The sequence below is a fragment of the Methylophilus sp. 42 genome, from assembly GCF_000384155.1.
Lineage (GTDB): Bacteria > Pseudomonadota > Gammaproteobacteria > Burkholderiales > Methylophilaceae > Methylophilus.
Genome location: NZ_KB913031.1, coordinates 1759846 through 1784233, shown reverse-complemented (window position 1 = coordinate 1784233; position 24388 = coordinate 1759846). Strand labels below are relative to the sequence as shown.

The following is a 24388-nucleotide window of genomic DNA, read 5'->3' as shown; positions in this document are numbered from 1 at the left end:
CGATAAAAAGTGTATTAAGCACTAAAGTTCGCTTAAACTATGCCGATAGTACTGTTAACGAATGAGGGTTTTGACTTTGATAAGCCCTGAAACAATTCAAAATCAGAAGAGGTACGGCATGAACATTTCAGATTCGATTAAAAAAATGGGTGTTGGCGTAGACAAGCCGACATTGGAAAAAGGGACTGCGAATAAAAGCAGCGAGAAAGCAGCGAGCACATCTACTGCCTCTTCAGACAATGTGACTTTATCTTCTGCCTCCGTGCAGTTGCAGTCATTAGAAGCTGGATTGGCCTCTGGTGAGGTGTTTGACACCAATAAAGTCGAAGAAATCAAAGCCGCCATTGCGCGTGGCGATTTTTCGGTGGATACCGCCAAAGTGGCTGATGGCTTGTTGCAAACTGTTAAAGACTTGATACAACCGAATAAAGGCTGACAATTATGACTACTGCAAATCATTTATCTTCTCCAGTGACGTTTGAGAAAGACGCCGCGCTGGTATCAGAGTTATTGAGTGATTTGCAGTCTGAGCAGTCGGCCTTGGTCACTGCTGATCTGGACGTGATTGAGCGCATGGTAGACAAGCGGGTTGAGCTGCTACAAGCACTAGGTGCCGCTGCCAATTCACGCTATGACGCGCTGGCTGCAGCTGGCTTTGAGCCGAATGAGCAGGGCATGTCGGTCTGGTTACAAAAGCAATCCAGCCAATTATTAGATAGTGCATGGGTCACTTTTCAGCAAGAGCTGACACAGGCAAAAGAATTAAATCGCTTGAACGGTATCCTGATTAACAAGCACTTCCTGCGCAATCAGGAAAAGCTGGATGCATTGAACGGTAAGAGTTCTGCACCACAGTTTTATGGCAAAAATGGTCAAGCCCACCGGGCAAACAGCAGTCGTAGCGGCTTTTCAGTCTAGACACTGTTCACACGATAAAAAAACAGCCGAAGAGATGCTCTTCGGCTGTTGTGCTTTTAACGCTAGCAAATGGCCTTACATCAAACTTTCTAGCGTTTCCCAGCGCGTGAGCTTCTGCATGACCAGCAGCTCAATTTCGCTCAGCCTGTCCTGTAGCAGCTTCACTCGCTCAGGGGCCTGTTTATAAATATCACCTTGTGCAAATTGGGCCTGGATCTCGGCTTGCTCTTGCTCCAGTTGTTCAATTTCTGCAGGTAATACTTCCAGCTCACGCTGTTCCTTGAAGCTCAACGTTTTTCGGGTTGTGACTATAGGCGCGGGTGTATTTGATGCTGAAGCGGCCGCAGATACTTTTGGCGTAGAGGTTGGTTTGCTACTACGATCCTGGCTAAATCTTAACCAGTCATCGTAGCCACCACCGAATTCGGTTAATTTGCCTTGGCCTTCAAACGCAATCACTTGGGTGACGGTGTTTTCCAGAAAAGCCCGATCGTGGCTGACAAGGAAAAGGGTCCCTGAATAATCCTGTAATAGCGTCTCCAATAACTCCAGCGTATCAATATCCAGGTCATTGGTCGGCTCATCCAGCACCAGGACGTTGGCAGGGCGTGCAAACAGGCGTGCCAACAGTAAACGGTTGCGTTCACCACCGGAAAGTGATTTCACTGGTGAGCGTGAGCGTTGTGGCGGAAACAGGAAGTCTTCCAGGTAACTGATCACATGTTTACGCTCATTGCCGATTTCAACAAAGTCTGAACCCGGGCTAATGGTATCGGCCAATGTGGCTTCTTCATCCAGCTGCTCCCGCATCTGGTCAAAATAAGCGACATTGATTTTTGTGCCGCGCTGAATGTCGCCACTATCTGCTTCAATGTCCCCTAAAATAAGTTTCAATAGCGTGGATTTTCCAATCCCGTTTGGACCCAGTAAACCAATTTTATCGCCACGCAAAATACGGGTACTGAAGCCTTTGATTAAGGTTTTGTCACCATAGGACTTATAGACCTGATCAAGCTCTGCCACCAGTTTCCCACTGCGTTCGCCTGCATCCAGGTTGAGTTTGACATCGCCCTGGCGCTCACGTCTGGCTGCACGGTCTAAACGTAGCGCTTCCAGTCTTCTTACGCGCCCTTCATTACGTGTACGGCGTGCTTTAATCCCTTGGCGGATCCAGACTTCTTCCTGTGCCAGAAATTTATCGAACTTAGCCGCATGGGTTTCTTCAACGGCGAGTAACTCTTCTTTTTTAATTTGATATTGTGAAAAGTTGCCAACGAAGTCTGTCAGATTGCCACGGTCAAGCTCGGTAATGCGTGTGGCTAATTTGTCTAAAAAGCGACGGTCATGGGTAATAAACAACACACTGCCATTAAATCCCAGTAACAAATCTTCCAGCCACTCGATCGCTTCCAGATCCAGATGGTTGGTTGGCTCGTCGAGTAATAGTACCTCAGGCTCTGCCACCAGCGCCCGCCCAAGCGCAACGCGTTTACGCCAGCCACCGGAAAGTGTTGAGACCAATACATCCGCATCCAGCTTTAAGCGGCTAAGCACGGTTTCGACACGTGATTGCGCTACCCATCCATTTTGGGCATCCATTTCATGCTGCAATGCCTGCATGCGCTCCATCAATGCCTCAATATTGGCATCCGGCATGCCCATATCATGCGTGACCTGATGGTAGTCAATGATGGTTTGCTGCAAGCTGCCCAAACCTTCTGCCACTGCTTCAAATACGGTGTGTGCATTATCCAGTTCAGGTTCTTGTGGCACATAGACCACGCGTACGTTTGGTGCGCGCCATACAGTGCCGTCATCCAGTTTGATGGTACCGGCAATGGCTTTCAGTAAGCTGGATTTACCAGCACCATTGCGGCCAATCAAACCGACGCGTTCACCTGGGTCTAACTGAAATGAGGCTTGGGCAAGCAAGGCATGATGACCAAATGCCAGGCTGGCATTATCAAGCGTAATATGAGGCATAAAGGGGGATGTGGCAGAGGTTGTTGAATCGATTCGATATTGTAAACGACATCAAACCATACACTAAGCTTAATGCGTAAATAAAAGAATCTGTCAGTGTATCTGTTGTGAAGGCGAGGGCAGGGTGTCTAGCGACAATGCACCACCGCGCAGGGAAACATCAGGTGCCGGGCGGGTATCAGGTTGATATTCTTCCACCCAGCGCTGCAGGTCTTGCTTGATTTGTGCTTCTTGCAAATGTGAAATATTGCTTAACCATTCCAGCAAATTAGCCAGCCAGCGTGCATCTGCACTGCGCGCTTGTGCAATACGTAATTTTTCATGGCTGGTGGGCAGGGTGTTTTCATCATCTGCCAATAGCTCTTCGTACAGTTTTTCACCTGGCCTCAAGCCGGTAAACTCAATGCGGATATCCTGCTCTTGCAGGCCTGATAATTTAATCATATCGCGCGCCAGGTCGATAATCCTCACTGGTGTGCCCATATCCAGCACAAATACCTCGCCACCGTTGCCCATGGTCGCAGCCTGCAACACCAATTGTGCCGCCTCGGGGATAGACATAAAGTAGCGTGTAATTTCGGGATGGGTAATGGTAATCGGACCGCCATGTGCAATCTGTTCGCGGAACTTGGGGATCACGCTGCCACTGCTGCCCAGTACATTGCCAAAACGCACCGTGATAAAACGCGTGTTGCTATTGTCAGCATGCTGCAATCCCTGGCAAATCAATTCGGCCAGCCGTTTACTGGCACCCATCACATTGGTCGGATTCACTGCTTTGTCGGTTGAAACCAAGACAAACGTCGGCACGCCAGCCGCCTGGCAAGCTGCAGCAATCTGGTAAGTGCCATGTGCATTGTTTTGCAAGGCCTCCACCACATTAAAATGTTCCATCATCGGCACATGCTTGTAAGCGCCAGCATGTAATACCACGTCAGGTTGATGGCTTTGCAAAATGCGCTGGATACGCGTCTGGTTTTTCACATCTGCCACCAGGTACACCAGCTCGGTATCCGTCACCCACTGACCAAACTCTTGCTGCAATGTGTAAAGTGCATATTCAGAAAGATCCAGGCAAATCAACTGTGCCGGGTGAAAACTCAATATCTGGCGACAAAGTTCAGAGCCAATCGAGCCTGCAGCACCCGATACCAGTACCACTTTATTCGCCAGCATACTGCTTAAACCGTGGGTATCCAGCTGCACCACGTCACGCCCTAGCAAGTCCTCCACATCAATCTTGCGGATCTGGGACAAGCTGACACGGCCACTGATCAGGTCTGACATGGCAGGTAAAGTCAGCACCTCCATGCCTTCTACTTTACGTGCGGCTTCAACTGCCAATCGACGCTTCTCATGACGACTCCCCGGCATCGCAATCATGCAGTGCTGGCAACTGTGGCGTGCTGCAATCTGTGCCATCTCCTCCAAGCCACCTTCGACCTTGGTATGCATGATCTCACGGCCAACCAGCTTATTGCTCGGGTCTATCATCGCCACCACGCGCCACTCAGGGTTTTTGCTGAGTTCTTTAATCAAGTTAAAAGATGCGTCTTCGACGCCGATCACAATCACAGGCTTGCCTTGTACCGCGAGTGTATTGAATAGCCGACGCTCTTTCCACGCGCGATATAAGAATCGACTACCGCCCATGGTTAATAGCAGTAACATGGGGTTTGTAATGAGCACTGAGCGCGGAATAATAATTGAGGGGTGTACTAACAGTGCAAATGTTGCGCAAAGCAGTGCTGCAAAAGCAACAGCACGCATGATGCGTTTTAAATCTGGCAGGCTGGCAAAGCGCCATACGCCTTTGTATAAGCCAAAGCTATAAAAGCAAATGCTATGAAAAATGAAAATGACAGGCAGGCTTTCCCAGATATATCCAATAAATTTCTCCGGAATATGAAAGTTAAAGCGCAATGCAAACGCCATTAACCACGCCGCAATAACTACTATGGCGTCATGCAAAAAAGCCAGCAACGATAAGAATTTAGATGGAAGTTTCAGCATGCGCGCTATTTTATCAATCAATGCGTGATGTTATCACGTCTTAACACCTTGATTGCAGTCGATACAATAATCTTAATGTCCAAACAAACGGACCGATGAGCAAGATAGTAGGCATCCAGAGAGACTTTTTGCGGGATTGGAATTTCATCACGACCATTCACCTGTGCCCAGCCAGTAATGCCGGGTTTTAATGCATGCACTCCTTTTTCTGTTCGCAAGGCGACTAAATCATCCTGGTTAAACAGGGCTGGGCGTGGCCCGACTATCGACATATTGCCTGTTAACACACTCCATAACTGTGGCAACTCATCCAGGCTGGTTTTGCGGATAAAACTGCCCACTGGCGTGAGGAAAGCATGAGGATCATTTTGCTGGTTCATTAAATGTGTTGCAATTTGTGGTGTGCCGATTTGCATGGAGCGAAATTTTGGCATGCTGAATAACCGATTATGTTGGCCTACACGTTGGCTCCAGAATAAAGCAGGGCCTTTAGAAGTGGTTTTTACCAGCAAATAGGTGAATAACATTAATGGGCTGAGCAATATCACTCCCATCAGTGTCAATAAAATATCTAAGCTTCTTTTAAGCAACATGGTTTGTAACCGCTCGTTTAATGCCCTCATCAAAGCTGATAGCCGGGCCCCAGTTTAATAATTGTTTTGCTTTGCTGGTATCTATCTGCAAATCAGCCAGTAGCTGTTCATTCAGGTTGCGTTTGCCAAGCAGGCTGAAAATTATTTTCAGCACTGATGTTGGTATTGGCACCAGCCAGGGCGCATGATGCAGTGCCTTCCTGATCAACGCGACCAGCTCGGTGATAGAGACATCATGATCATCTGAAATGAGGAATGTCTGGTGAGCCGCCGCCGGGTGGTGGCAGCATAGTGCGATAAATTGGCACAGATTGTCGATGCCAATGAGGCTGCGCCGGTTATGGATGGCACCCAAAGGGAGTGGAAAGGGGGACCGGCATAATGACAGTAACGCCTTGAAGTTTGCTTTTGGATTAGGGCCATACACAAGAGGTGGTCGAATAATCGTCAGTACAGTCTCGGATTTCTCAAAAAATGCCTTTAATGCTAGCTCAGCTTCCCATTTGGTGCGTGCGTAATCATTATGAGGTTTAGGGGTATCACTTTCGGTAAACGGTTGTTGGGAGATATGGCCATTGACGCCGATGGTGCTTAGGAATATGAACCTTCGAACTTGCAATTGTCGTGCGAGCTGTGCCATTTTCATAGAGTAATCAACATTAGCTTCTTTGAATTCTGGATAAGGGTATTGGACTGTTTCGCGTACAACATGAGCGCGTGCTGCCAAATGAATGAGGCAATCATATGAGCCTGTATTCAATTCATTGTGTTGGGTGTGGCGTTGAATGGAGGTGACTGTGTGACCCCCTCTTTTTAGATGCGCCATTAATGCGTCCCCTACAAATCCACTTGCTCCAGTGATTAATATATTCATGATTTTCGCGAAGTAAAATGGATATTCAATGTTAGTGCAATACGTACGTGTCGTCTGTTGTTTGATCGTTTTCTTTAATGCCTGTATTGGCATCTAAGAGAGTACTCGCGCGTTGTCTGTGTTGCTGTATGAAGACTGAGTTTTTACTACAAATGGATGAGGGAAAACGCAAATGCATAAATATAAGGCTTAATTGGCTCTATAAGCTGTCTTGGATGCCCAAGTATTTTGAAGGCGACTGTTCACAATGGCGAGAGAAAGTTAATCGATCATCTTCTATAAAAGTTCTGGAGCTATTTTTTTGGAAATAAGCCTTTTAGTAATCGACTTTATTACGTAGGCTAAAAAATAAGCTGCTGAGGTTAATCGTGATAATTTAAGATTCTTTCTATATAAAGCCCATGTCCATAATGCGGCTTTAAATTTGTTTTTAGACACGGAGTTTGGCCGAAGTCTATACTTGACAAGGGGTTGTTGGAGAGTAAAACATTCTATCTTTTTTGATTCAAAAAAAGTTAACCAATATAAATAGTCTTCATGACCTACATTTTCAAAATAATGTTTTCCAAGATGTTTGCAATTGTATATAGCAGTAGATAAACCTATGGGATTGCTAAGAAGAAGCTTCTTGTAATTCAGGAGTCTAGGAACATTGCGAATGTATGCGCTATCTTTGTTGAATGCAATAAATTGACTGCAGTTAAATAAATATCCTTCAGACTCCATGAACTTGATTTGTTTTTCTAATTTTAGGGGGTGCCATATATCATCGCTATCTATGAATGCAATATACTCGCCTCCGGCAATTTCAATTCCCTTGTTTCTGGCAATTGCTGGACCAGAGTTCCTGTCTAATGAAACAAATTTTATTCTGTTGTCTATGTTATGTGTGCTTTCGATAATAAGTTTAGATGAGTCAGTAGAATAATCATCTATTAATATCAGCTCCCAGTCTATGAATGATTGATTTATTACAGAGTCAATAGTTTCATTTAAAAATAACTCGGAGTTGTAAACGGGGCATATGATAGAAACTTTTGGCATAGACGTTAAGATCAACCTCTAGAGATAATATAAAAATTTTGGTTTAGCTCGGCGTTTTTTAGTGCTCTTTCCAAGAGAGGACTCTTAAATGAATTCGAAATGCCGATGATTAATGAGCGTTCAAAAAGACTTAAAAAGCGGAAAGTGCGAGCGTTATTTAAAATATCTGCTGGCATACCAAGCATATAATGGTGCCATGATTTTTTCGACAATATGTACTCCAATGATGGTATGTAGTATCTTGTAGTACAAAGGCCACTTTTCTTGATAATCCGGATAAATTGTTTTTGCCTGATTAAAAGCGAGATTAGCCAACTCTTTGAAACCATGTCTAAGAGCAAGCCTGCCAATCCACCAATATCTCATTGAGATAAATCCAGTCAAATCAGCACGGCCCATATCTGCTAATGCTTCATGAGTAAAAGTCACTTTATCAATCTCGTGCATCATTGAATGCTCGGTCTGTTTTTTTCTTGTATTTGAAATTCTTCCAACCGCGTTATGAACACGATAGAAGTAAATATTCTTATCCATGTGAGTAAATTGATAACCCTTGCCTGCAAGCCTGACATGCAGGTTCCACTCTTGCCCATTTTTAAATCTGGTATCAAAGCCACCAATGGCTTCTAGCATGTACCTGCGATGCAAAGGGGTAGAGGTTAGTAAATCGGAAAACAGTAGCGTGGCTGTTTGATTTTTAGGTGCAATACGTGTGTTGACTGGTTTGAGCGTGTTTTTGCTCACTATCGTAAAGTTGCCATAGACAATCGTGTTGTGATCGTGTTTAAGCGCTTCTTCCACCTGTAATGCGATACAGTCCTTTTCCAGATAATCATCAGCATCTAAAAATTTAATAAACTCACCTCGTGCGGCCTCAAGCCCTCGATTCCTTGCTACGCAAGCGCCCGCATTTTTCTGATGGATGATTGTTAACTGCTGTATGTGGGATAGATTGTCCAAACCGTGATCAGTTGAGCCATCATCCACTACTATGATTTCAATGTTTGAATAGCTTTGACTTACAACACTATTGATACATTCATGAATATAATTTTCGGCGTTGTAGTAAGGAATTATTATGCTGACTAATGGGATAGACATAGCTTTCTGGCTTGTTTAGATTTTTCGATATTCAACTATGTAAATATGACATGCCTTTATTTAGGCATTACCTTATAGAGATAACTTTTCTTAAACGTCGCGCTAGTCTTGCTGTATTCCAGACTATGTATTCAGCTAAAGATAGTACTTTAATTCCTGAAAAATTCCCAAAACGGATAACCAGGTAATAGTAACTTTTTAAAAAGTAGAGATTTACCAGCCCCTTAGAGTGGCTTTTAGCCAAGCCTGCTAATGTTTTTTGCATTTGCTGCTTTCTTGCGCTCGCAAAATGACTTCCACTGCTACCTCTGATTCGAATCAGTTGTTTTTGTAGATTGTCGTTGATGTGAACTTGTCTACGATATAACTGCGTTTGGGGATTTAGAATCATTTTTCCTGATAGCGCAATCTTGGCTAAAAGCACATGATCTCCACCTAAGTAATTAATATCTCCCCAGCTTTGCTGCAAGACTTTTGTGACAAAAAGCCCGTGAATCATGGAACAGTCGTCTAATTGACTGATAATTGCTAATAATCGACTTTTCGGATCATTAGAGGTTAGCTCCTCAGCAAAGTCATACTCATATAACTTAATCTGCTGATTGTTTGCATCAATGTTAAGTGAGTTTCCATAGGCTAATACTGCATCTTTTTCAGACTCTAAAGTCATTAGAAGTTTCCTGACATAATCCTGAGGGACAACATCGTGTGCACCAAGCCACATGAAGTACTTAGTGTCTACTGAGTCTAGAAGGTATTTGAAGTTGCCAACAGCACCAAGATTGGCAGTTTGCCTGACATAACTAATGTTGGGAAATTCCCTGGATAGTTGTCTACAAATGCTTTCAGAATTGTCAGTAGAACAGTTGTCTGAAATGATAAGTTTTGAGCATTGATGTACAGCAGATCTTACTGCAGCCTCAATATGTTTTTCTTCATTATATAAAGGGATACCAATTGTTACTTGATTCATGGTTATCAGCATTGATCGCTTAAGAGTTAATGTTTTGGCTTACCCATCGAAGTTAACGACTTAAGAGCTTTTCTCCCAGTGTCAGTTGAAACGAGTATAAGCAGGTAGGATAAAACAAGAGATATTAAAATTATACAAAAGCTAATGAAGGGGTTGTCTAGTTCTGGCTTAGGCGCGACCAGATAAAAACAATACAATGTAATAGTCATTGGGATGCTAGGTAAAATGGTGTCAGTCCAATACCATTCATACATCTCGTTCTTTAGTAACTTTTTATGCATGATGGGAACGGTTATAACGAAGTAACCAAGGTTAAGTAATATCCAAATTATTGGGGCTGCAATCGTTCCAAATATATGTATAAAAATAATCAGCGACGGAACAAGAAGTATCACACCCATGAGATTTGATAGCGCAGCATATCTTGTTTGGCCATATGCCAATTGCAATGCATAAGGAGCATTCATCAGGCCATTCAATAAATAGCCTATTGATAACAAAGAAAGGTAGATAGATGTGTCATGAGTAATTTCCCAGTTTCTTGTCCACAACAACAGGATGTGGCTTGAAAAGATACACATTACCATTCCGATGGGGACTACTAGAATGGTATAAAGTTGAGAAATGCTGTGGTAGAGCGCAGCTATCTCTTTAACATCGTTACTTGCCACTTGTTCTGTAAGTTTTGGTCTTATCGCGTTGCTTAAGGGCTGGAAAACTATTGCGACACTACTGGCAACAAGGCTGGCGAGGGCATACTTGCCGAAATCGGAGAGGGGTAATAGTTTCGATAAAATCAACTTATCTGCTTGGGTTAGAAAAGTAGCCAGAAAAGTGATTGCGAACATCCCTCCAGCAAAGTTTTTTACTGCCAGAAGTGGGGCAAGTGATAGTTTATAGCTCACTTGTGGTCTGGGAATGAGATAAAACAAATACTGACGAAGGCTCAGTGTTTCAACCACTGAAATAATTGCCTGATATATAAAAAACACTTTTACCGTAGGCGAAATGTATTTTAAGGCTAGCACTACTCCTAAGCCTTTTAGAGTGGAAAATACAATGTTGATAAAATTGAGGCCTACTTGATTTTGCAGCCCTAAAATAGCACTTCGATACAGTCCAGAAAAAAGTCTGGTTGCAATAACAATTGCGGAAATGTTAAGCGCTTCTTGAACGGAGCTTATGTCCATTGATTTAAAGCTAAGCCAACTTGTAGATAGCCATGGGCTGAGGCTATATATGATGACTATAATAATTGCGCTAATGCCAAGAAAAGCCCATTGCATAGAGTGCAGTAGTTCATGAATACTAACAATGCTATGTTGCCCGCCTTTGAATCTTGCCATTTCTCGACCTAAGGTAGGGGATAGTCCCGCGTCTAAAATGGATAGCCAAATCTGAAGCATAGTAAAAAAACCTATCAGACCATATGCTTCTATCCCCAAATGTTGTATATAAACAGGGACAAAAGCAATGGCCATCAGGGCAGTCCAGCCTTGGCCTAGAAAGTTGGCAATTACATTTCTCTTTAACGACAATTTAATTAACAATCAAATTAGCGAATTCTTTTTAAGAAACCATCCGGAGCAACGGTGATCTGCAGTTTGTTTTGGATTGTTTTGTCTATGCTAAAGTTTTGATTTTTGTCTAAAAAGTCCCATACAGCAGTTTTAGGATTGTTACCTGGCTCCCATGGGCGGTTTGTGAATACATCCTTGGGGACATCCTCAACAAAGGTGTCAAAAACCACACAATAACTCCCTATTGATACAAGTGATGCATAAGCATTTAATTCTGCCAAAACGTGATCATGGGTATGGTTCGAGTCCAGACAAACAAGAATTCTCTGATAGTTTTTAGAATAACTCTTTACTTGTTCAATCGTTGATGCGTCAATCGATGATCCTTGAATCATATCGATTCTGTGTGACATAGGGTGCGCCTCAATAGCTTTTTTATTATGCTCACGAATGTCAATATCAAGTCCCAAGACACGGCGTTTAGGTGCTTTAGGATCTAGTGGTATGCCAGACTCAAGAGAGTCACAATAGTCAAGCATGGCTAAGTACGACGCATTCATTATTAATGAGCCACCGTGAGCAATTCCAGTTTCTATGATTAGGTCTGGTTTGACCTCCCATACTAGTTCTTGCATTGCCATCATGTCTTGAGGGTATTGAATAACAGGTCTCCCCATCCATGAAAAGTTGTAGACATATGACTTTCTCATGCTTTGCTCAACCCAGTTTCTGGATAATTCCTTGAAAGCGTTGTCGTTACTGAGTTGGTCTATTCTTTGTGCTTTTTCAAGCTCGAACTGTTCAATGGGGTTCATTTGCTAACCTTATTAGTGTAATAGTCATAAAGACTGGGTAGATTGTTTTCCAAGCGCTCTAGAGAGACTCCAAATTCGCTTTTAATTTTCTTATTATCTATTGGCTCAAATTTCCACTCTGGAGCATTTTGCTCATATTGAGTGATTATTTTACGAGATGTTAAAAAGTCGGATATCAATTGGTTTGCTGTATTTTCGCCAGATGCCAAATTGTAGATTGCACTTTTACCTTCTAGTGAAATTAAGTGAATAAGTTTAACAACATCATTAATCGACACAAAATCCTTTGAAGAGCTTGGGGAAGTTTGAAAGGTAACCGTGCCTTCGCTAGCTGATTGTTTTAACACTGAAGAGAGGAAGTTTTTACTTTTACTATCCTGTCCATATACGTTTGAAAGTCTTATGATTTTTGCTTTAGAACTTGTAGAGAGGCAGAGGCCTTCAGCAGTTAATTTGCTGAGGTTGTAAATTTGCCCCGTCTTTGCTGGGTTTACTTGTAGCATGGTGTCTTCGGCTGTATGTGAGGCGCCCTCATAAACACGTGTACTAGATAGGTAAGTAATTGACTCAAATTGGGATTGCTTTATCAGTTGATTAAGCAATGTAATGTGCGAATCTATTGTGCCTGTGAAATTTGTTCTGAAATTAGCAGTCATGCCAATGCAATAAATGACATGGCCTAAATTTTCTTTTTGCTTTTGATTTTCAATAGTGGTCCAAAAGTTTCTATCAGGCGTATTAACTTGATATTCTTTAGAAGTTAAATACTCTTTGAGATTACTTCCAATAAAGCCAGAAGCGCCCAGAATTGTGAATTTTATTTTCGCCACTTAATAACTCTCAGAGGAGTGCCAGCATTCACGGAGTAGGCAGGGATTTCTCCACGAATAATAGAGCCAGCAGCAATAACGCAGCCAGTTCTTAATATTGCTCCATCCAGAATAACGCAATTTGCACCAATCCAGACATCATCTTCAATGGTAATACCACCTTTAGATGGTATGAAACCTTGCTTTGTAATTAGAATGTTTTTGTTTTCATAAGCATGGTTTACTGGAGCTAAAGTTGTATTGGCAGCAATAGCGACATGATTGCCAATATTTATCCCGTTGCCTGTATAAAGTACGCAGCCAGAGTTGATAACGGAATGCTCACCTATAATCAGATTGCCAATTCCACCAGCTGGTTTTATTTTAACGAAGCTATCTATTGTCGAGTTAGCACCTATTTTGATAAGGCTGCCTCTTTTAGAGTCCTCGATGTCAGCTAAATTAGATATGTATGCTGAGGGATGGATATCTAGCATATTTATTGAGTTGTTAACATCGGAATAGCGGTCACAAATTTTGCTGACCAGTCGCGAACATAATCCAATTGAGCGACAACCTCTTGTTTAATGTTCCATGGCAGAATCAGAATGTAATCCGGTCTTTCTGAACGGATAATTTCCTCACTCACAATTGGAATTCGACTGCCCGGCATAAATTTGTTCTGTTTGGCCGGATTTTTATCGACCACGTAAGGGAGCAGGTCAGGACGTACTCCGGTAAAGTTCAGCAATGTGTTGCCTTTTGCCGCTGCACCATAAGCAATAACTTTCTTACCTGTCTTTTGGGCTTCGATTAAAAAGCTAATCAGGTCGTTCTTGATACGGTTTACTTTTTCTTGGAAGTGCTGATAAAAATCCAAGTTATCTATACCTAAAGTCTGTTCTTTATTCAGGACATCTTGAAGGCGTGCCGTGGATGGATGCGTACCAGTATCACTGCGTTGAGCGTAAACACGTAAGCTGCCACCGTGGGTTGGAATTTCTTCCACATCAAATACCTGCAAGCCGTTCTTTTCAAAAATGGTTTTGACGCTAGTCAGCGATAGATATGAAAAGTGCTCGTGATAAATCGTATCAAACTGGTTTTGCTGTACCAGGTTCACTAGGTGTGGGAATTCAAATGTAGAAACGCCATTGGGTTTGAGTAGGCGTGAAAAGCCACCAACGAAGTCGTTAATATCCGGGACATGGGCCAGAACGTTATTGGCCGCAGTGAGGTCTGCCTGATAGCCTTGCGCGACCAGTTTTTCAGCTAATGCAACGCCAAAGAACTCTTCGATAATTTCAATGCCTTTTCCCCTGGCTGCTTCTGCAGTGCTGTGCGTGGGTTCTATACCAAGACAGGGGATGTTTTGGGCTTGCACATACTGTAATAAGTAGCCATCATTTGCCGCAATTTCAATGACTCTGGAGTTACTGTCAAGCTTGAAACGCCCAACCATGCTTTCTACATAATGTTGTGCATGTGCGAGCCAGGAGCTGGAAAAAGAGCTGAAATATGCATAATCGGCATCAAACAGCTCATGCGCGTCAGCAAAGTCTTCCGTTTGCACCAGCCAGCAATGATCACAGACCATGACTTTGAGCGGAAACCATTTCTCAGGTTTGTTAAGCGTTTCTGTGGTGAGGTAGGCGTTTGAAGGAGGGGAGCTGCCCAAGTCCAGGAATGGATGGGTTGTTTCGTGATGGCAATGACGGCACTTCATAGTTTAATTCCTTTGAAGCCGGAGTCTAGCATAGGATGGGCTTCGTCTCTAGCCGAAATCTCGGTGACGGGCAGCGGCCAGGAGATTGCTAGGCGTGGGTCCAGCGGGTTTAAGGCGGCTTCGTGTTGTGGCGAGTAGTTAGCGCTATGCAGGTAAAGCAACTCGCAATCTTCGGTCAAAGTTTGGAACCCGTGGGCAAAGCCTTCTGGAATGAAAAGACTGTGCTGGTTCTCAGCGGTTAATTCGGCGGAAAAACATTGCAAAAAGGTAGGTGAGTTGGCACGTAAATCTACGGCAACATCCAGAATGCGACCCCGGAGGCAACTGACAATTTTGATCTCAGCGGCTGGTGGGTGCTGAAAATGCATGCCACGAACCGCACCGGCTTTTTTCGTCAGTGTATGATTTATTTGCTGGATAGGTTTCATACCTAGCGCTGCCATCGTTTGCTGGCAAAAGAATCGGCTAAGATAACCCCGGCTATCCTCTAGGCGTGTACGCTCAATGATGGTCAGGCCTGACAGCGGCGTGGGATGAAGGTGAAATCGTTCCAAAATAACTCACTTTAAAATGGTCTGTTCGTAAGCATGGATTTGTGACCTGCAGAAAGTTTGCATATTCTGCCCTGTCTTCCACCCCAGGTGCCATTCAGCAATTTTTTGCAGTGCTGTTTGTAGATCCCAGCGTGGCTGCCAATGCAGCAATTGCCTGGCTTTGCTGCTGTCCAGTCTGAGGAGGCCCGCTTCATGCGGATGCGCTTGGCTGTCAATTTCCCAGTGCAAGTCGGGCAAGTGAGTGGCCAGGGTTTCTACAATCCAGGTAACCTCTCTGGAATCGGATTCGCCTGGGCCAAAGTTCCAGGAAGTATCAAACTGTTCTGGTGAACCATACAGTGCTTCTGCTAGCATCAGGTAGCCCTTGAGCGGCTCCAGCACGTGTTGCCAGGGACGAACTGCTCTAGGCGAGCGTATCTTCAGCATCTGCCCGGCATCCATCGCACGCAAGAAATCTGGAATCAGTCTGTCGTCTGACCAGTCGCCTCCACCGATTACATTGCCTGCCCTGGCTGAGGCAAGGCCTACGCCCAGTGCTGAAAGGAATGATTTTCTGTATGAGGCTGTCACCAATTCTGAGCAAGCCTTGCTGCTGGAGTAAGGGTCATGACCGCCTAACGGCTCGCCCTCACGGTAAGGCCACAGCCATTCTTTGTTGTCATAACATTTGTCAGTGGTGACATTGACCACGGCTTTGATGTTGGGAGTTTGCCTGATCGCCTCCAACAGGTTTACGGTTCCCATGACGTTAGTCATGTAAGTCTCAACTGGATCCTGATAAGAACGCCTGACTAGTGGCTGAGCAGCAAGGTGCAGTACTATATCGGGCTTCGCCTCTGCCATGGCTGCTTTCAGTTTGTCGGAATCCCGTATATCCGCCAGAGTATGACCGCTTAATAATGGTTCAATATCAGCCACTGTAAACAGGCTGGGGCGAGTGTCTGGCGGTAGGGCATATCCGTAGATGCGGGCACCCAGCATATGCAGCCATAAGGTAAGCCAGCCACCTTTAAAACCTGTATGCCCGGTGACGAATACGCGTTTGTTCAGCCAGAAATTTGGCATACTTACCAGACCTTCCAGGGGGCTTCACCGCTGGCCCACAAAGTTTCTAGTAGCGTTTTTTCGCGCAGGGTATCCATGGGTTGCCAGAACCCATCGTGTTCATAGGCAGAGAGTTCTCCTTGTCTGGCCAGTGCTACCAAAGGCTCCCCCTCCCAGCTGGACTGGTCATTCTGGATATAATCAATACATTTTGGGGATAATACAAAAAAGCCACCGTTGATCCAGCCACCATCGCCCCGCGGTTTTTCTGCAAAACCAGTGACCTGATGTCCGTTCAGTTCCAGGGCACCATATCTTCCGGGGGGTTGCACTCCTGTTACGGTGGCAAGCTTGCCATGACTTTTATGGAACTGGATCAGTTCGCTGATATTTACATCGGATAGACCGTCACCATAAGTGAAGCAGAAGGCTTCTTCGTCTTTCACATAGTCGGCTACACGCTTCAATCGGCCACCAGTCAGGGTGTGGTCACCGGTATCAACCAGTGTGACTTTCCAGGGCTCGGCGTTTTTCTGGTGAACTTTCATCGAATTATTTGACATGTCAAAAGTGACGTCTGACATGTGTAGAAAATAATTGGCGAAGTATTCTTTGATGACATACCCTTTATAGCCACAGCAAATAATAAAATCATTGATGCCGTGAGCTGAGTATAATTTCATGATGTGCCATAAAATAGGTTTACCGCCTATTTCAATCATTGGCTTGGGTTTTAAATGTGTTTCTTCGCTAATGCGGGTACCCAGACCACCGGCTAAAATGACCGCTTTCATATGTTTAATAATTTTTATAAAAAAGAGATTATAAACAAAATAGATTGATGAACTAAATTTTACTTGTCGATGCTAGCATCGCCTTAATATTCGCCATCTTGCTCTTCCCATAGTCTTTGCTCAGCACTTGGTCGGGCCCGTTAAACGGGTTGCCAAAGTGTTTGACATCGTCTTTTGGTAATTCACCGATAAACCGGCTGGGTTCACACGCCTGCATTTCGCCGCCGCGTTTGCGTTTTTTGCACCAGGTGATGTTGAGCGATTTTTGCGCGCGGGTGATGCCGACATACATCAGGCGGCGTTCTTCTTCAATCTGGTCCGCATCAATAGAGTTTGTGTGCGGCAAAATGCCTTCTTCGCAGCCGATTAAGAAGACGTGGCCGTACTCCAGGCCTTTGGAGGCGTGCAGGGTGGAGAGCTTGACGGCATCGGGTTCGCTGTCTTCGCGACCCTCTAGCATGGTGATGAGCGAGACCAGCTGTGTGAGTTCGAGCAGGTTTTTGCCGTCAGACTCATTGCCGTATTCGGTGGAGCCTTCGCCTTTTTTGCTAAGCCAGGCGACAAACTCCATGACGTTGCCCCAGCGTGTTTCGGCAGCGCGTGCTTCTTCACCATCATACAAATAGGTTTCGTATTGAATGGCGGTCAGCAGGTCATTGAGCACCTCATTGGCTGGGTCTTTGACGGCGCGGCCTTGCAATGTCTGGATATAGCGGCAGAAGGTGAGCAGGTCTTCAAGCTGTTTGGCACCGACGTCGTGCTGGAAACCACCTTCAAATGCGGCGGCAAACAGCGACATTTTGTGCGCGCTGGCATATTCGCCCAAGCGTTCTAGTGTGGTGTTGCCTATGCCTTTTTTCGGTGTGGTGGCGGCACGGATGAACGCTGGATCATCGTCTTCGTTAGCGATCAGGCGCAGGTAGCTGATGATGTCCTTGATTTCAGCTTTGTCAAAGAAGGATGAACCGCCAGAGATGGTGTAGGGGATTTTGTGGTTGCGCAAAAATTTTTCAATAATGCGCGCCTGGTGGTTGCTGCGGTAGAGGATCGCATAATCTTTATAGGTCGTGCGATGCTCGAATTTGTGCGCCTGCAACTTCATGACTACGGTTTCGGCTTCGTGTTCTTCACTTTGGGTGGCGGTAACATGTAACAGGTCGCCGGTACCCAGTTCACTCCACAGTTTTTTCTCAAACAGCTTGGGATTGTTGGCGATGACCTGGTTTGCTGCACGCAAAATGCGCACGGTGGAGCGGTAGTTTTGCTCCAGCTTGATGACTTTGAGTTTTGAAAAGTCTGTGGTGAGCTGGCGCAGGTTTTCCACGTCGGCGCCACGCCAGCCGTAAATGGCCTGGTCATCATCACCTACGGCGGTAAATTGGCCGCGCAGGCCGGTGAGTTGCTTGATCAGTTTGTACTGGCAAGCGTTGGTATCCTGGTACTCGTCAATCAGCAGGTAGTGCAGTTTGCGCTGCCATTTATCCAGGGTGTCATGGTGTTGCTCAAACAGTTCAACCGGGACTTTAATCAAATCGTCAAAGTCTACCGCCTGGTAGGCGCGCAAGGTTTGCTGGTAGAGCTGGTAAACGCGGGCAGCGGCATGCGCCATTTCTTCATCAGCTAAAGACTTGGCCTGGTCCGGGCTCACAAAGGCGTTTTTCCAACTGGAAATCTGCCATTGCGTCTTGCGTAACAATTGTTTGTCAGTCGTCGCCAATATATCACTGAGGATTTTAAAGCTGTCTGAGGCATCCAGAATCGAGAATTGCGGTTTATAGCCGAGCAGGGCAGCTTCCTGGCGCAAAATTTGCAGCCCCAGCGAGTGAAACGTGGTCACCGTCAGGCCTTTGCCGCTTTTGCCTTCCAGCAATGGCGTGACACGCTCCTGCATCTCGCGCGCGGCTTTATTGGTAAAGGTGATGGCGGCAATCTGGTTGCCTTTATAGCCGGCCTGGTTAATCAGGTAGGCAATTTTTTGCGTAATCACGCGTGTTTTACCACTACCGGCACCGGCCAACACCAATAAGGGGCCATCCAAGTAATGAATTGCTTCGCGCTGTGGGGGATTTAAAAGATGCTGCATGGGACTTCAGAGGTTTGTGGTAAACAACAAAGCGGTAGAGGAATTAGCCTGTATGGACTATTTAACCCCTTCATTTATATGGGTATAGTCGCTCAACCATAGTATTATGTTTTTCAGGTAAACAAACTTTGTCCGCCCCTGTGTTTGATCTCAACAGTGTCATTCTATCATCAATTGGACTCACCTTAACGCTGGTTCTGGTCTTGTTGATTTTTGGCGCCCATCAGCAACGCAGCCTGATTATGCATTGGGTACGCGGCCTGTTGGTATTCGGTGTTGGCCTCGCCATTTATTTTCTTTCACAAACCTCTTTGATACATGGCCCGCAAAACGTTTATGTGGCTACTTCAGTCACCATTATTGCGCTCGGCATCAGCCTGTTTGTTAACGGTATCCGTTTGCTCAGAGGTTATCGTGTTTACCGTTATTGGGCCTTGCTGGTGGTGACCACCTTACTTGCGTGTAATGCAGTGATGTTGAATATGCATACACCGGATAGATGGATATTGTTAAGCAACCTCTTGGTATTGATGTGGGTGTTTGGCTACGGCAGCCGCAGCCTGGTCGGCCATGGCAAAGACTTTGTGGCACACGTATTCTGGTTATGTTGCAGCCTGTTTGCCCTAGTGAGTTTAATGCTGGCTTTTTTGGCGATGAAGGTCATATTGGGCGATCAAGATAGTTTGCAGACGTTTTCACAGTGGAGCATGCATGCTTATATGATGACGGCAACCATGCTGGCCATGACGACAGTGACTAGCTTGCTGTTGCTGGTGATGCATGTGCGGGCACAGGCCGGGCTGCAAGCCATTGCCACACTGGATGGCCTGACTGGCGTATTAAACCGTAGAGGCTTGCAAGAAGCAGCTACGCGTATGCAGGCGGTGTCACAGCGTATCCGCCTGCCGATGGGGATGCTGATTGTCGACCTGGATTACTTTAAGAAGGTCAATGACGTGTATGGGCACCTGGTGGGCGATGTGGTGCTGAAAGCTTGTGCAGGGACGATACGCGCGGCCTTGCGTGGCGGCGATGTGATTGGCCGTTATGGCGGCGAAGAGTTTTGTATTTTAATGCCCAATACCGGCGAACATGAAGCAATGATCTTGGCGGAGCGTATCCGCCGTATTATTGAAGTGACGCCGGTAAGTATTGCAGGTGTGGAGAGTATGAGTAGCGACACGCAGGCAATCAAATGTACCGTCAGCGTCGGTTCAGTCAGCTCTGAAACCGTTGGCTACGGCCTGGAAGGTCTGTTTGCCGGCGCGGATCAAAACCTGTACAAAGCCAAGCAGAATGGCCGTAATCGCATTGCAAGCAATATTGATCAGTTACTGAATAAACCACCAGAGCCCGGCAAGCCAGCCAAACGGCATGCCAGCCTGATTGCCTGAGGATAACAGCCAGCGTTACAAGGTATCTGGCTCAGGCGCTGCCTGGTCTTCTTTCGCTTTCTTCGCTGCCGCGGCCTGTTCCGCAGCCAGCGCGATCATCTCGGCCCGGCTCTGTGGTGATTCCAGGCTCACGCGGCCAATAGCACCACTGCGGTAGTCAGTGAGCAAGGCCATGGCGGTACGCTCCATATCCCACTCACCATCGTTACGTTTGTAAGTGCGGCGTTTGGCGATAGCTTGCAGCAAGTCTATGCCATCAATGGCAGTCACATCCAGCTTCATGGCATCCAGTTTATAGCGCGTATTCATGAGGGCTGGATATTGTTTTAATAGCACACTACCCAAAAACTCGGCCACATCTTCATCGATCACCGCGTTGCGGCCAATGGCGTGGCTGGCAGCCAGCAGATAACCGTCTGACTCATGTTCGATTTTTGGCCACATCATGCCCGGGGTGTCGGTAATGTTCTGGCTGTCATTTAAATCAAAGCGTTGCTGGCTTTTGGTCACGGCCGGTTCATCGCCCACTTTGGCCGCCCGGCGGTTAAGCAGGGCGTTCATCAGGGTGGATTTGCCGACGTTAGGAATGCCCATGATCATCATGCGCAACGGTTTCAGCGGCGTGCCGCGATGTGATGCCAGTTGGCGGCACAAGCCTGGAATTTTCTTTGCGTCACCAGGTTTTTTGCACGACAGGGCGACGGCTTTGGTATTGGGCTGCTTGTTAAAGTAATTCAACCAGGCCTGGGTGACTTGCGGGTCGGCCAAATCGGCTTTGTTGAGAATTTTCAGGTTAGGCCGCTGGCGAAAGTTGCGCATTTCCTCAATCATGGGGTTGTGGCTGGCGGCAGGCACGCGAGCATCCAGTACTTCAATCACGACGTCGATATGTTCCAGTGTTTCTTCTGCCTTTTTTCGGGCAGAAGTCATGTGCCCCGGAAACCATTGTATCGCCATATTTTTGCTCCATCTTCAACTCAAAAAATACGGTATCAATGTCCCTTGCCGTACCCCATATTGTTTTTGTCCATGCTGCCTATGATGAAATTCAGGACGGATTAAAACAATGCAGCGATCATTTTAACATTTAAGCGGCAACTCCTTAAATATTGCAGACGTCGCCAGCGTTATTTCCAGCTATAGCCCAGTGTGAACAGGGCGCGCGTATCGCCTTTGACGCGATCATCTACCGGGCGGCTATCGTAGTTGTAGTCTAATTGTGTAGACGCACTTAAGCCGAAAATAAACGGAAAACGCAGGCCGGTTGAGCTGTAAACCAGGATTTGTGAAGGGGATCTCGCGGTGTATAACACTTCATGGCGATGGAATGCCTGCACAAAAGAATCAAATAAATACTGGTTGTAGTTGACCGCCCAACGCAAGGCGGCATGATTGTCATCACTTTCTTCGTAATAGTCCTGTTTGATCAGCGACACACCGCCTTCCACTGACAGGTTAAGCTTTTCGCCCTCAAAAATCTGGTAACCGGTACCCACACCGTAGGTACTTCGTAACTTGATATCCCTGAAACGGTCTTTTTCCTGAATGGTGTTGAGGTAGCTAAACCATTTTTTGGTGAAAAAGTGGTCATACTGGCCGCGCACGCGCGCGTTGTTCTGCGTTTGTTCGTCGTTATCTTCTGCCCAGTAGTAATAGCCTTGTACCGTATAACGATTTTCCAGGCCGCGTAATACCGACTCACCGTTAAATTGCATATTGCGGTTGGTACTGTTGCCATTGTTAAACGCACCACCCAGGCTCAGGTTGCCGGTCCAGACGTAGCCTTCACCAATCAGGTCGCGGCTGGGGTTGATGTAATGAATTTCGTCCAGTTCAGTATCCACCAATGGCGTGTTGGTTTCCTCATCCAGAATCACCTGGCCTTCATCGGTATGAATCAGGCGGCCATTGACGATGCTGCCATCAGACAGCTGCATCAGGATAGGTTTGTCGGCATCGATACTGTGAATATCGTTCCAGTTGATTTTAACCTCATCGGCATAAGTGGTTTTGACTGTGAGTTTATTTGATATTTTAACGCCCAGTGTGCCTGTGATCTTGTCGCCATTTTTGAGCCAGATTGTATCTGCAAGCACTGGCGTGGCAAGCATGGAAAGCATTGTCAGCGGAAATAGCGCGCATTTAACCGTCTTGTCTACATATAAATAAGCCAATGTGGCTAAGCTGTTTGGCATACATACTCCCTGGTGCGATTGAACAACAGCGCTGTGAAACAGCGAATTGATGCAGCGTGTACCAACGTCGCTGCAGCGGTGGTCGTGCGGCTTGCGCACGGGATAAAACTGACCACCATGATAGACATGATTCGTAAAACAGCCTTTGAGTTCCCGAGATCGCTCCCGGCGTGGCTGCCAGAAGCAATCCTGATGAAGCTGGCACATGTTAAACTGATATATTGGTATTTTAAAACAGCAATACGCATGGTCAAGACAAACTTACCGCCCGAGGTGAAGCCCGGTCAATCTCTCCCGCTATTGCAGGCGCTGCATATTCTGACACGCGATGGCAAGCTGAATCAGGATAGCCGCCGCAAGCTCAAGCAAGTCTATCACCTGGTCAATTTCATTGAGCCCTTGATGCAAGCCGTGATGGATAAACAGTCACAGCCCGTGCTGGTCGACCATGGTGCAGGTAAATCTTATCTGGGATTTATCCTCTATGACCTCTTGCTTAAGCAACACGCAGGCGGCCAGGTCATTGGCATTGAAAGCCGTGGCGAGTTGATAGAGAAATCACGCCAACTGGCGCAAGAGTGTGGTTTTGACCGCATGCAGTTTGAGCATTTAACCGTCGCTGAAGCAATGCAGTCACAACAACTGCCTGCAACCGTGGATATTGTCACGGCCTTGCATGCCTGCAATACGGCCACAGATGATGCGATTCAGTTTGGTTTGCAAAAACAGGCGCAGTTTATGGTGCTGGTGCCTTGTTGTCAGGCCGAGGTGGCGGAGGTGATGCGTCAGCACAAGGCTGAAACACTGGCTCAAACCTTTTTAAGCGAGTTGTGGCGGCATCCAATTCATACCCGTGAGTTTGGCAGCCAGGTCACCAATGTGTTGCGTTGCCTCGAACTGGAGGCGCATGGCTACCAGGTGACGGTGACGGAGCTGGTGGGCTGGGAGCATTCGATGAAAAACGAGCTGATCATCGCCAAATATACTGGCCAGCGTAAACGCAGTGCGCGTGAACGTGGGCAACAGTTGCTGGAGCAACTCAATCTAAGCAGCTTATCCGCACGCTTCAACTTTCAGTAGCCAGTTCGCCGCATATAAAAAAACCTCTGATACTGGGGTGGCATCAGAGGTGAATGGAGCGCGTTAAATGCCCCAGGGAAGAGTGTTGACGATCGTCGCTTAAAAACGCTTACCAATACCCAGGCTAATTACCCATGGATTGACGTCGAGGGAGTCGATTTTGGCCCAACGGTTGCCGGTGGTAGCGCTTTTCATTTCAACGTCGGTATCAATCCAGAGATATTTCACATCCGCGTTCAATAACCAGCCATCTTTCAGGTTGATATCCACACCAGCCTGCAAGGCTGGGCCAATGCTATTGCGGTCAATTTTGATTTTTTCGCCAGCGGTTGCACCAGAGGTGAAACGCAGATTGCGGTCCAGCATAAATGTCGCATTGATACCAGCACCCACATAAGGGTCAATGGTTTGATCAGGGTTAAAGTGCCATTGCGCTGTCAAGGTAGGTGGCAGCGCATCAATGCTACCCAGATGCTGGTTGCCAACCACACCGGCACTGTCGCCAGTGATTCTTACATCGTGTTTGCTGCCCAGCGCCAGTATCAGTTCGGTGGCAATATTTTTGGTCCAATAGTAGCTAATATCTAATTCAGGAATTGTGTTGCTGTCGAGTTTCAGGTCTGCGCTTGGTGTCATCACATTGGCACCCACCGCCTTGTTGACGGTGCTGCCCAAGCGGCTGCTTTCGTTCGGGCTGATATTAGTTGCACGCAGACGTACAACCCAGTCACCTTGCTCTGCATAGGCATTCATGGCAGGCAATAAGGCTGCCAACATTAAACTGATTGCGGTTTTTTTCATTGTGATCACTCCATTAGGTGCATTGATTTGAGGCCATTGTAGGTTTGCTGGCTAAAGCGGGTATTGACCCAAAT

At 46.2% G+C, this 24388-nt stretch carries 23 protein-coding genes; 4 read left to right on the top strand and 19 right to left on the bottom strand.

The window, feature by feature from the left end; genetic code table 11:
* Positions 1-118: 118 nt before the first annotated feature.
* Together flgM and MET42_RS0108665 are read left to right on the top strand one after the other, a co-directional pair.
* Positions 119-436, top strand: a complete 318-nt coding sequence (flgM, locus tag MET42_RS0108670; protein ID WP_019882524.1) for a flagellar biosynthesis anti-sigma factor FlgM — start codon at positions 119-121, stop codon at positions 434-436.
* A 5-nt stretch (positions 437-441) separates the two neighbouring features.
* A complete protein-coding gene (locus MET42_RS0108665) occupies positions 442-918 on the top strand; it encodes a flagella synthesis protein FlgN (protein WP_019882523.1) in 477 nt (158 codons plus the stop codon).
* Between the two features lie 75 nt (positions 919-993).
* Here MET42_RS0108665 and MET42_RS0108660 read toward each other — a convergent pair whose 3' ends face one another.
* The 16 genes from MET42_RS0108660 to MET42_RS0108585 form a co-directional block, all read right to left on the bottom strand.
* A complete protein-coding gene (locus MET42_RS0108660; protein ID WP_019882522.1) occupies positions 994-2901 on the bottom strand; it encodes an ATP-binding cassette domain-containing protein in 1908 nt (635 codons plus the stop codon).
* Positions 2902-2994: 93 nt separating this feature from the next.
* On the bottom strand, positions 2995-4914 hold the full coding sequence (locus tag MET42_RS0108655) for a nucleoside-diphosphate sugar epimerase/dehydratase (protein ID WP_051089063.1): 1920 nt from the start codon (positions 4912-4914) through the stop codon (positions 2995-2997).
* Between the two features lie 17 nt (positions 4915-4931).
* Positions 4932-5507 (bottom strand): sugar transferase, encoded by a 576-nt coding sequence (locus MET42_RS0108650; protein ID WP_019882520.1) that lies wholly within the window; start codon positions 5505-5507, stop codon positions 4932-4934.
* Positions 5497-6381 carry an NAD-dependent epimerase/dehydratase family protein gene (locus MET42_RS0108645; protein ID WP_232411419.1) on the bottom strand — a complete coding sequence of 295 codons (885 nt, stop codon included), beginning with the start codon at positions 6379-6381 and terminating at the stop codon, positions 5497-5499. The genes MET42_RS0108650 and MET42_RS0108645 overlap by 11 nt, the downstream gene beginning before the upstream one ends.
* A gap of 276 nt (positions 6382-6657) precedes the next feature.
* The gene (locus MET42_RS0108640; protein WP_019882518.1) at positions 6658-7425 is read right to left on the bottom strand and encodes a glycosyltransferase family 2 protein; all 768 of its coding nucleotides are present in this window, start codon (positions 7423-7425) and stop codon (positions 6658-6660) included.
* Between the two features lie 153 nt (positions 7426-7578).
* Positions 7579-8526 carry a glycosyltransferase family A protein gene (locus MET42_RS0108635; protein WP_019882517.1) on the bottom strand — a complete coding sequence of 316 codons (948 nt, stop codon included), beginning with the start codon at positions 8524-8526 and terminating at the stop codon, positions 7579-7581.
* A 67-nt stretch (positions 8527-8593) separates the two neighbouring features.
* Positions 8594-9499 (bottom strand): glycosyltransferase family 2 protein, encoded by a 906-nt coding sequence (locus tag MET42_RS0108630; protein ID WP_232411417.1) that lies wholly within the window; start codon positions 9497-9499, stop codon positions 8594-8596.
* A 26-nt stretch (positions 9500-9525) separates the two neighbouring features.
* Positions 9526-11037 carry a lipopolysaccharide biosynthesis protein gene (locus tag MET42_RS0108625; RefSeq protein WP_369751529.1) on the bottom strand — a complete coding sequence of 504 codons (1512 nt, stop codon included), beginning with the start codon at positions 11035-11037 and terminating at the stop codon, positions 9526-9528.
* 17 nt (positions 11038-11054) lie between these two features.
* The gene (locus MET42_RS0108620) at positions 11055-11834 is read right to left on the bottom strand and encodes a cephalosporin hydroxylase family protein (protein WP_019882514.1); all 780 of its coding nucleotides are present in this window, start codon (positions 11832-11834) and stop codon (positions 11055-11057) included.
* Complete coding sequence (locus tag MET42_RS0108615) at positions 11831-12664, bottom strand: NAD(P)-dependent oxidoreductase (RefSeq protein WP_019882513.1); 834 nt, start codon at positions 12662-12664, stop codon at positions 11831-11833. The genes MET42_RS0108620 and MET42_RS0108615 overlap by 4 nt, the downstream gene beginning before the upstream one ends.
* Entirely contained in the window at positions 12652-13140 is a 489-nt protein-coding gene (locus MET42_RS0108610; protein WP_019882512.1) for a DapH/DapD/GlmU-related protein, read from the bottom strand. The genes MET42_RS0108615 and MET42_RS0108610 overlap by 13 nt, the downstream gene beginning before the upstream one ends.
* A 2-nt stretch (positions 13141-13142) precedes the next feature.
* Positions 13143-14369 carry a class I SAM-dependent methyltransferase gene (locus tag MET42_RS0108605; RefSeq protein WP_019882511.1) on the bottom strand — a complete coding sequence of 409 codons (1227 nt, stop codon included), beginning with the start codon at positions 14367-14369 and terminating at the stop codon, positions 13143-13145.
* On the bottom strand, positions 14366-14923 hold the full coding sequence (locus MET42_RS14375) for a dTDP-4-dehydrorhamnose 3,5-epimerase family protein (RefSeq protein ID WP_029512380.1): 558 nt from the start codon (positions 14921-14923) through the stop codon (positions 14366-14368). The genes MET42_RS0108605 and MET42_RS14375 overlap by 4 nt, the downstream gene beginning before the upstream one ends.
* A gap of 6 nt (positions 14924-14929) precedes the next feature.
* Positions 14930-15988: a CDP-glucose 4,6-dehydratase gene (gene rfbG, locus MET42_RS0108595; RefSeq protein WP_019882509.1), complete on the bottom strand. Its 1059-nt coding sequence runs from the start codon at positions 15986-15988 to the stop codon at positions 14930-14932.
* A gap of 2 nt (positions 15989-15990) precedes the next feature.
* Entirely contained in the window at positions 15991-16761 is a 771-nt protein-coding gene (gene rfbF / locus MET42_RS0108590; RefSeq protein ID WP_019882508.1) for a glucose-1-phosphate cytidylyltransferase, read from the bottom strand.
* A gap of 52 nt (positions 16762-16813) precedes the next feature.
* Complete coding sequence (locus MET42_RS0108585) at positions 16814-18844, bottom strand: UvrD-helicase domain-containing protein (RefSeq protein WP_029512379.1); 2031 nt, start codon at positions 18842-18844, stop codon at positions 16814-16816.
* A 128-nt stretch (positions 18845-18972) separates the two neighbouring features.
* Here MET42_RS0108585 and MET42_RS0108580 point away from each other — a divergent pair, with 128 nt between their 5' ends.
* Complete coding sequence (locus tag MET42_RS0108580) at positions 18973-20238, top strand: GGDEF domain-containing protein (protein ID WP_232411412.1); 1266 nt, start codon at positions 18973-18975, stop codon at positions 20236-20238.
* Positions 20239-20253: 15 nt separating this feature from the next.
* On the opposite strand, the gene ylqF is transcribed toward MET42_RS0108580, so the two are convergent.
* Complete coding sequence (ylqF, locus tag MET42_RS0108575; protein WP_019882505.1) at positions 20254-21195, bottom strand: ribosome biogenesis GTPase YlqF; 942 nt, start codon at positions 21193-21195, stop codon at positions 20254-20256.
* Positions 21196-21365: 170 nt separating this feature from the next.
* Entirely contained in the window at positions 21366-22433 is a 1068-nt protein-coding gene (locus tag MET42_RS0108570) for a YdiY family protein (protein ID WP_019882504.1), read from the bottom strand.
* A gap of 246 nt (positions 22434-22679) precedes the next feature.
* On the opposite strand from MET42_RS0108570, the gene MET42_RS14370 reads away from it, so the two are divergent.
* A complete protein-coding gene (locus MET42_RS14370) occupies positions 22680-23513 on the top strand; it encodes an SAM-dependent methyltransferase (RefSeq protein ID WP_029512378.1) in 834 nt (277 codons plus the stop codon).
* A 99-nt stretch (positions 23514-23612) separates the two neighbouring features.
* On the opposite strand, the gene MET42_RS0108560 is transcribed toward MET42_RS14370, so the two are convergent.
* Positions 23613-24314: an OmpW family protein gene (locus MET42_RS0108560; protein WP_019882502.1), complete on the bottom strand. Its 702-nt coding sequence runs from the start codon at positions 24312-24314 to the stop codon at positions 23613-23615.
* Between the last annotated feature and the right edge of the window lie 74 nt (positions 24315-24388).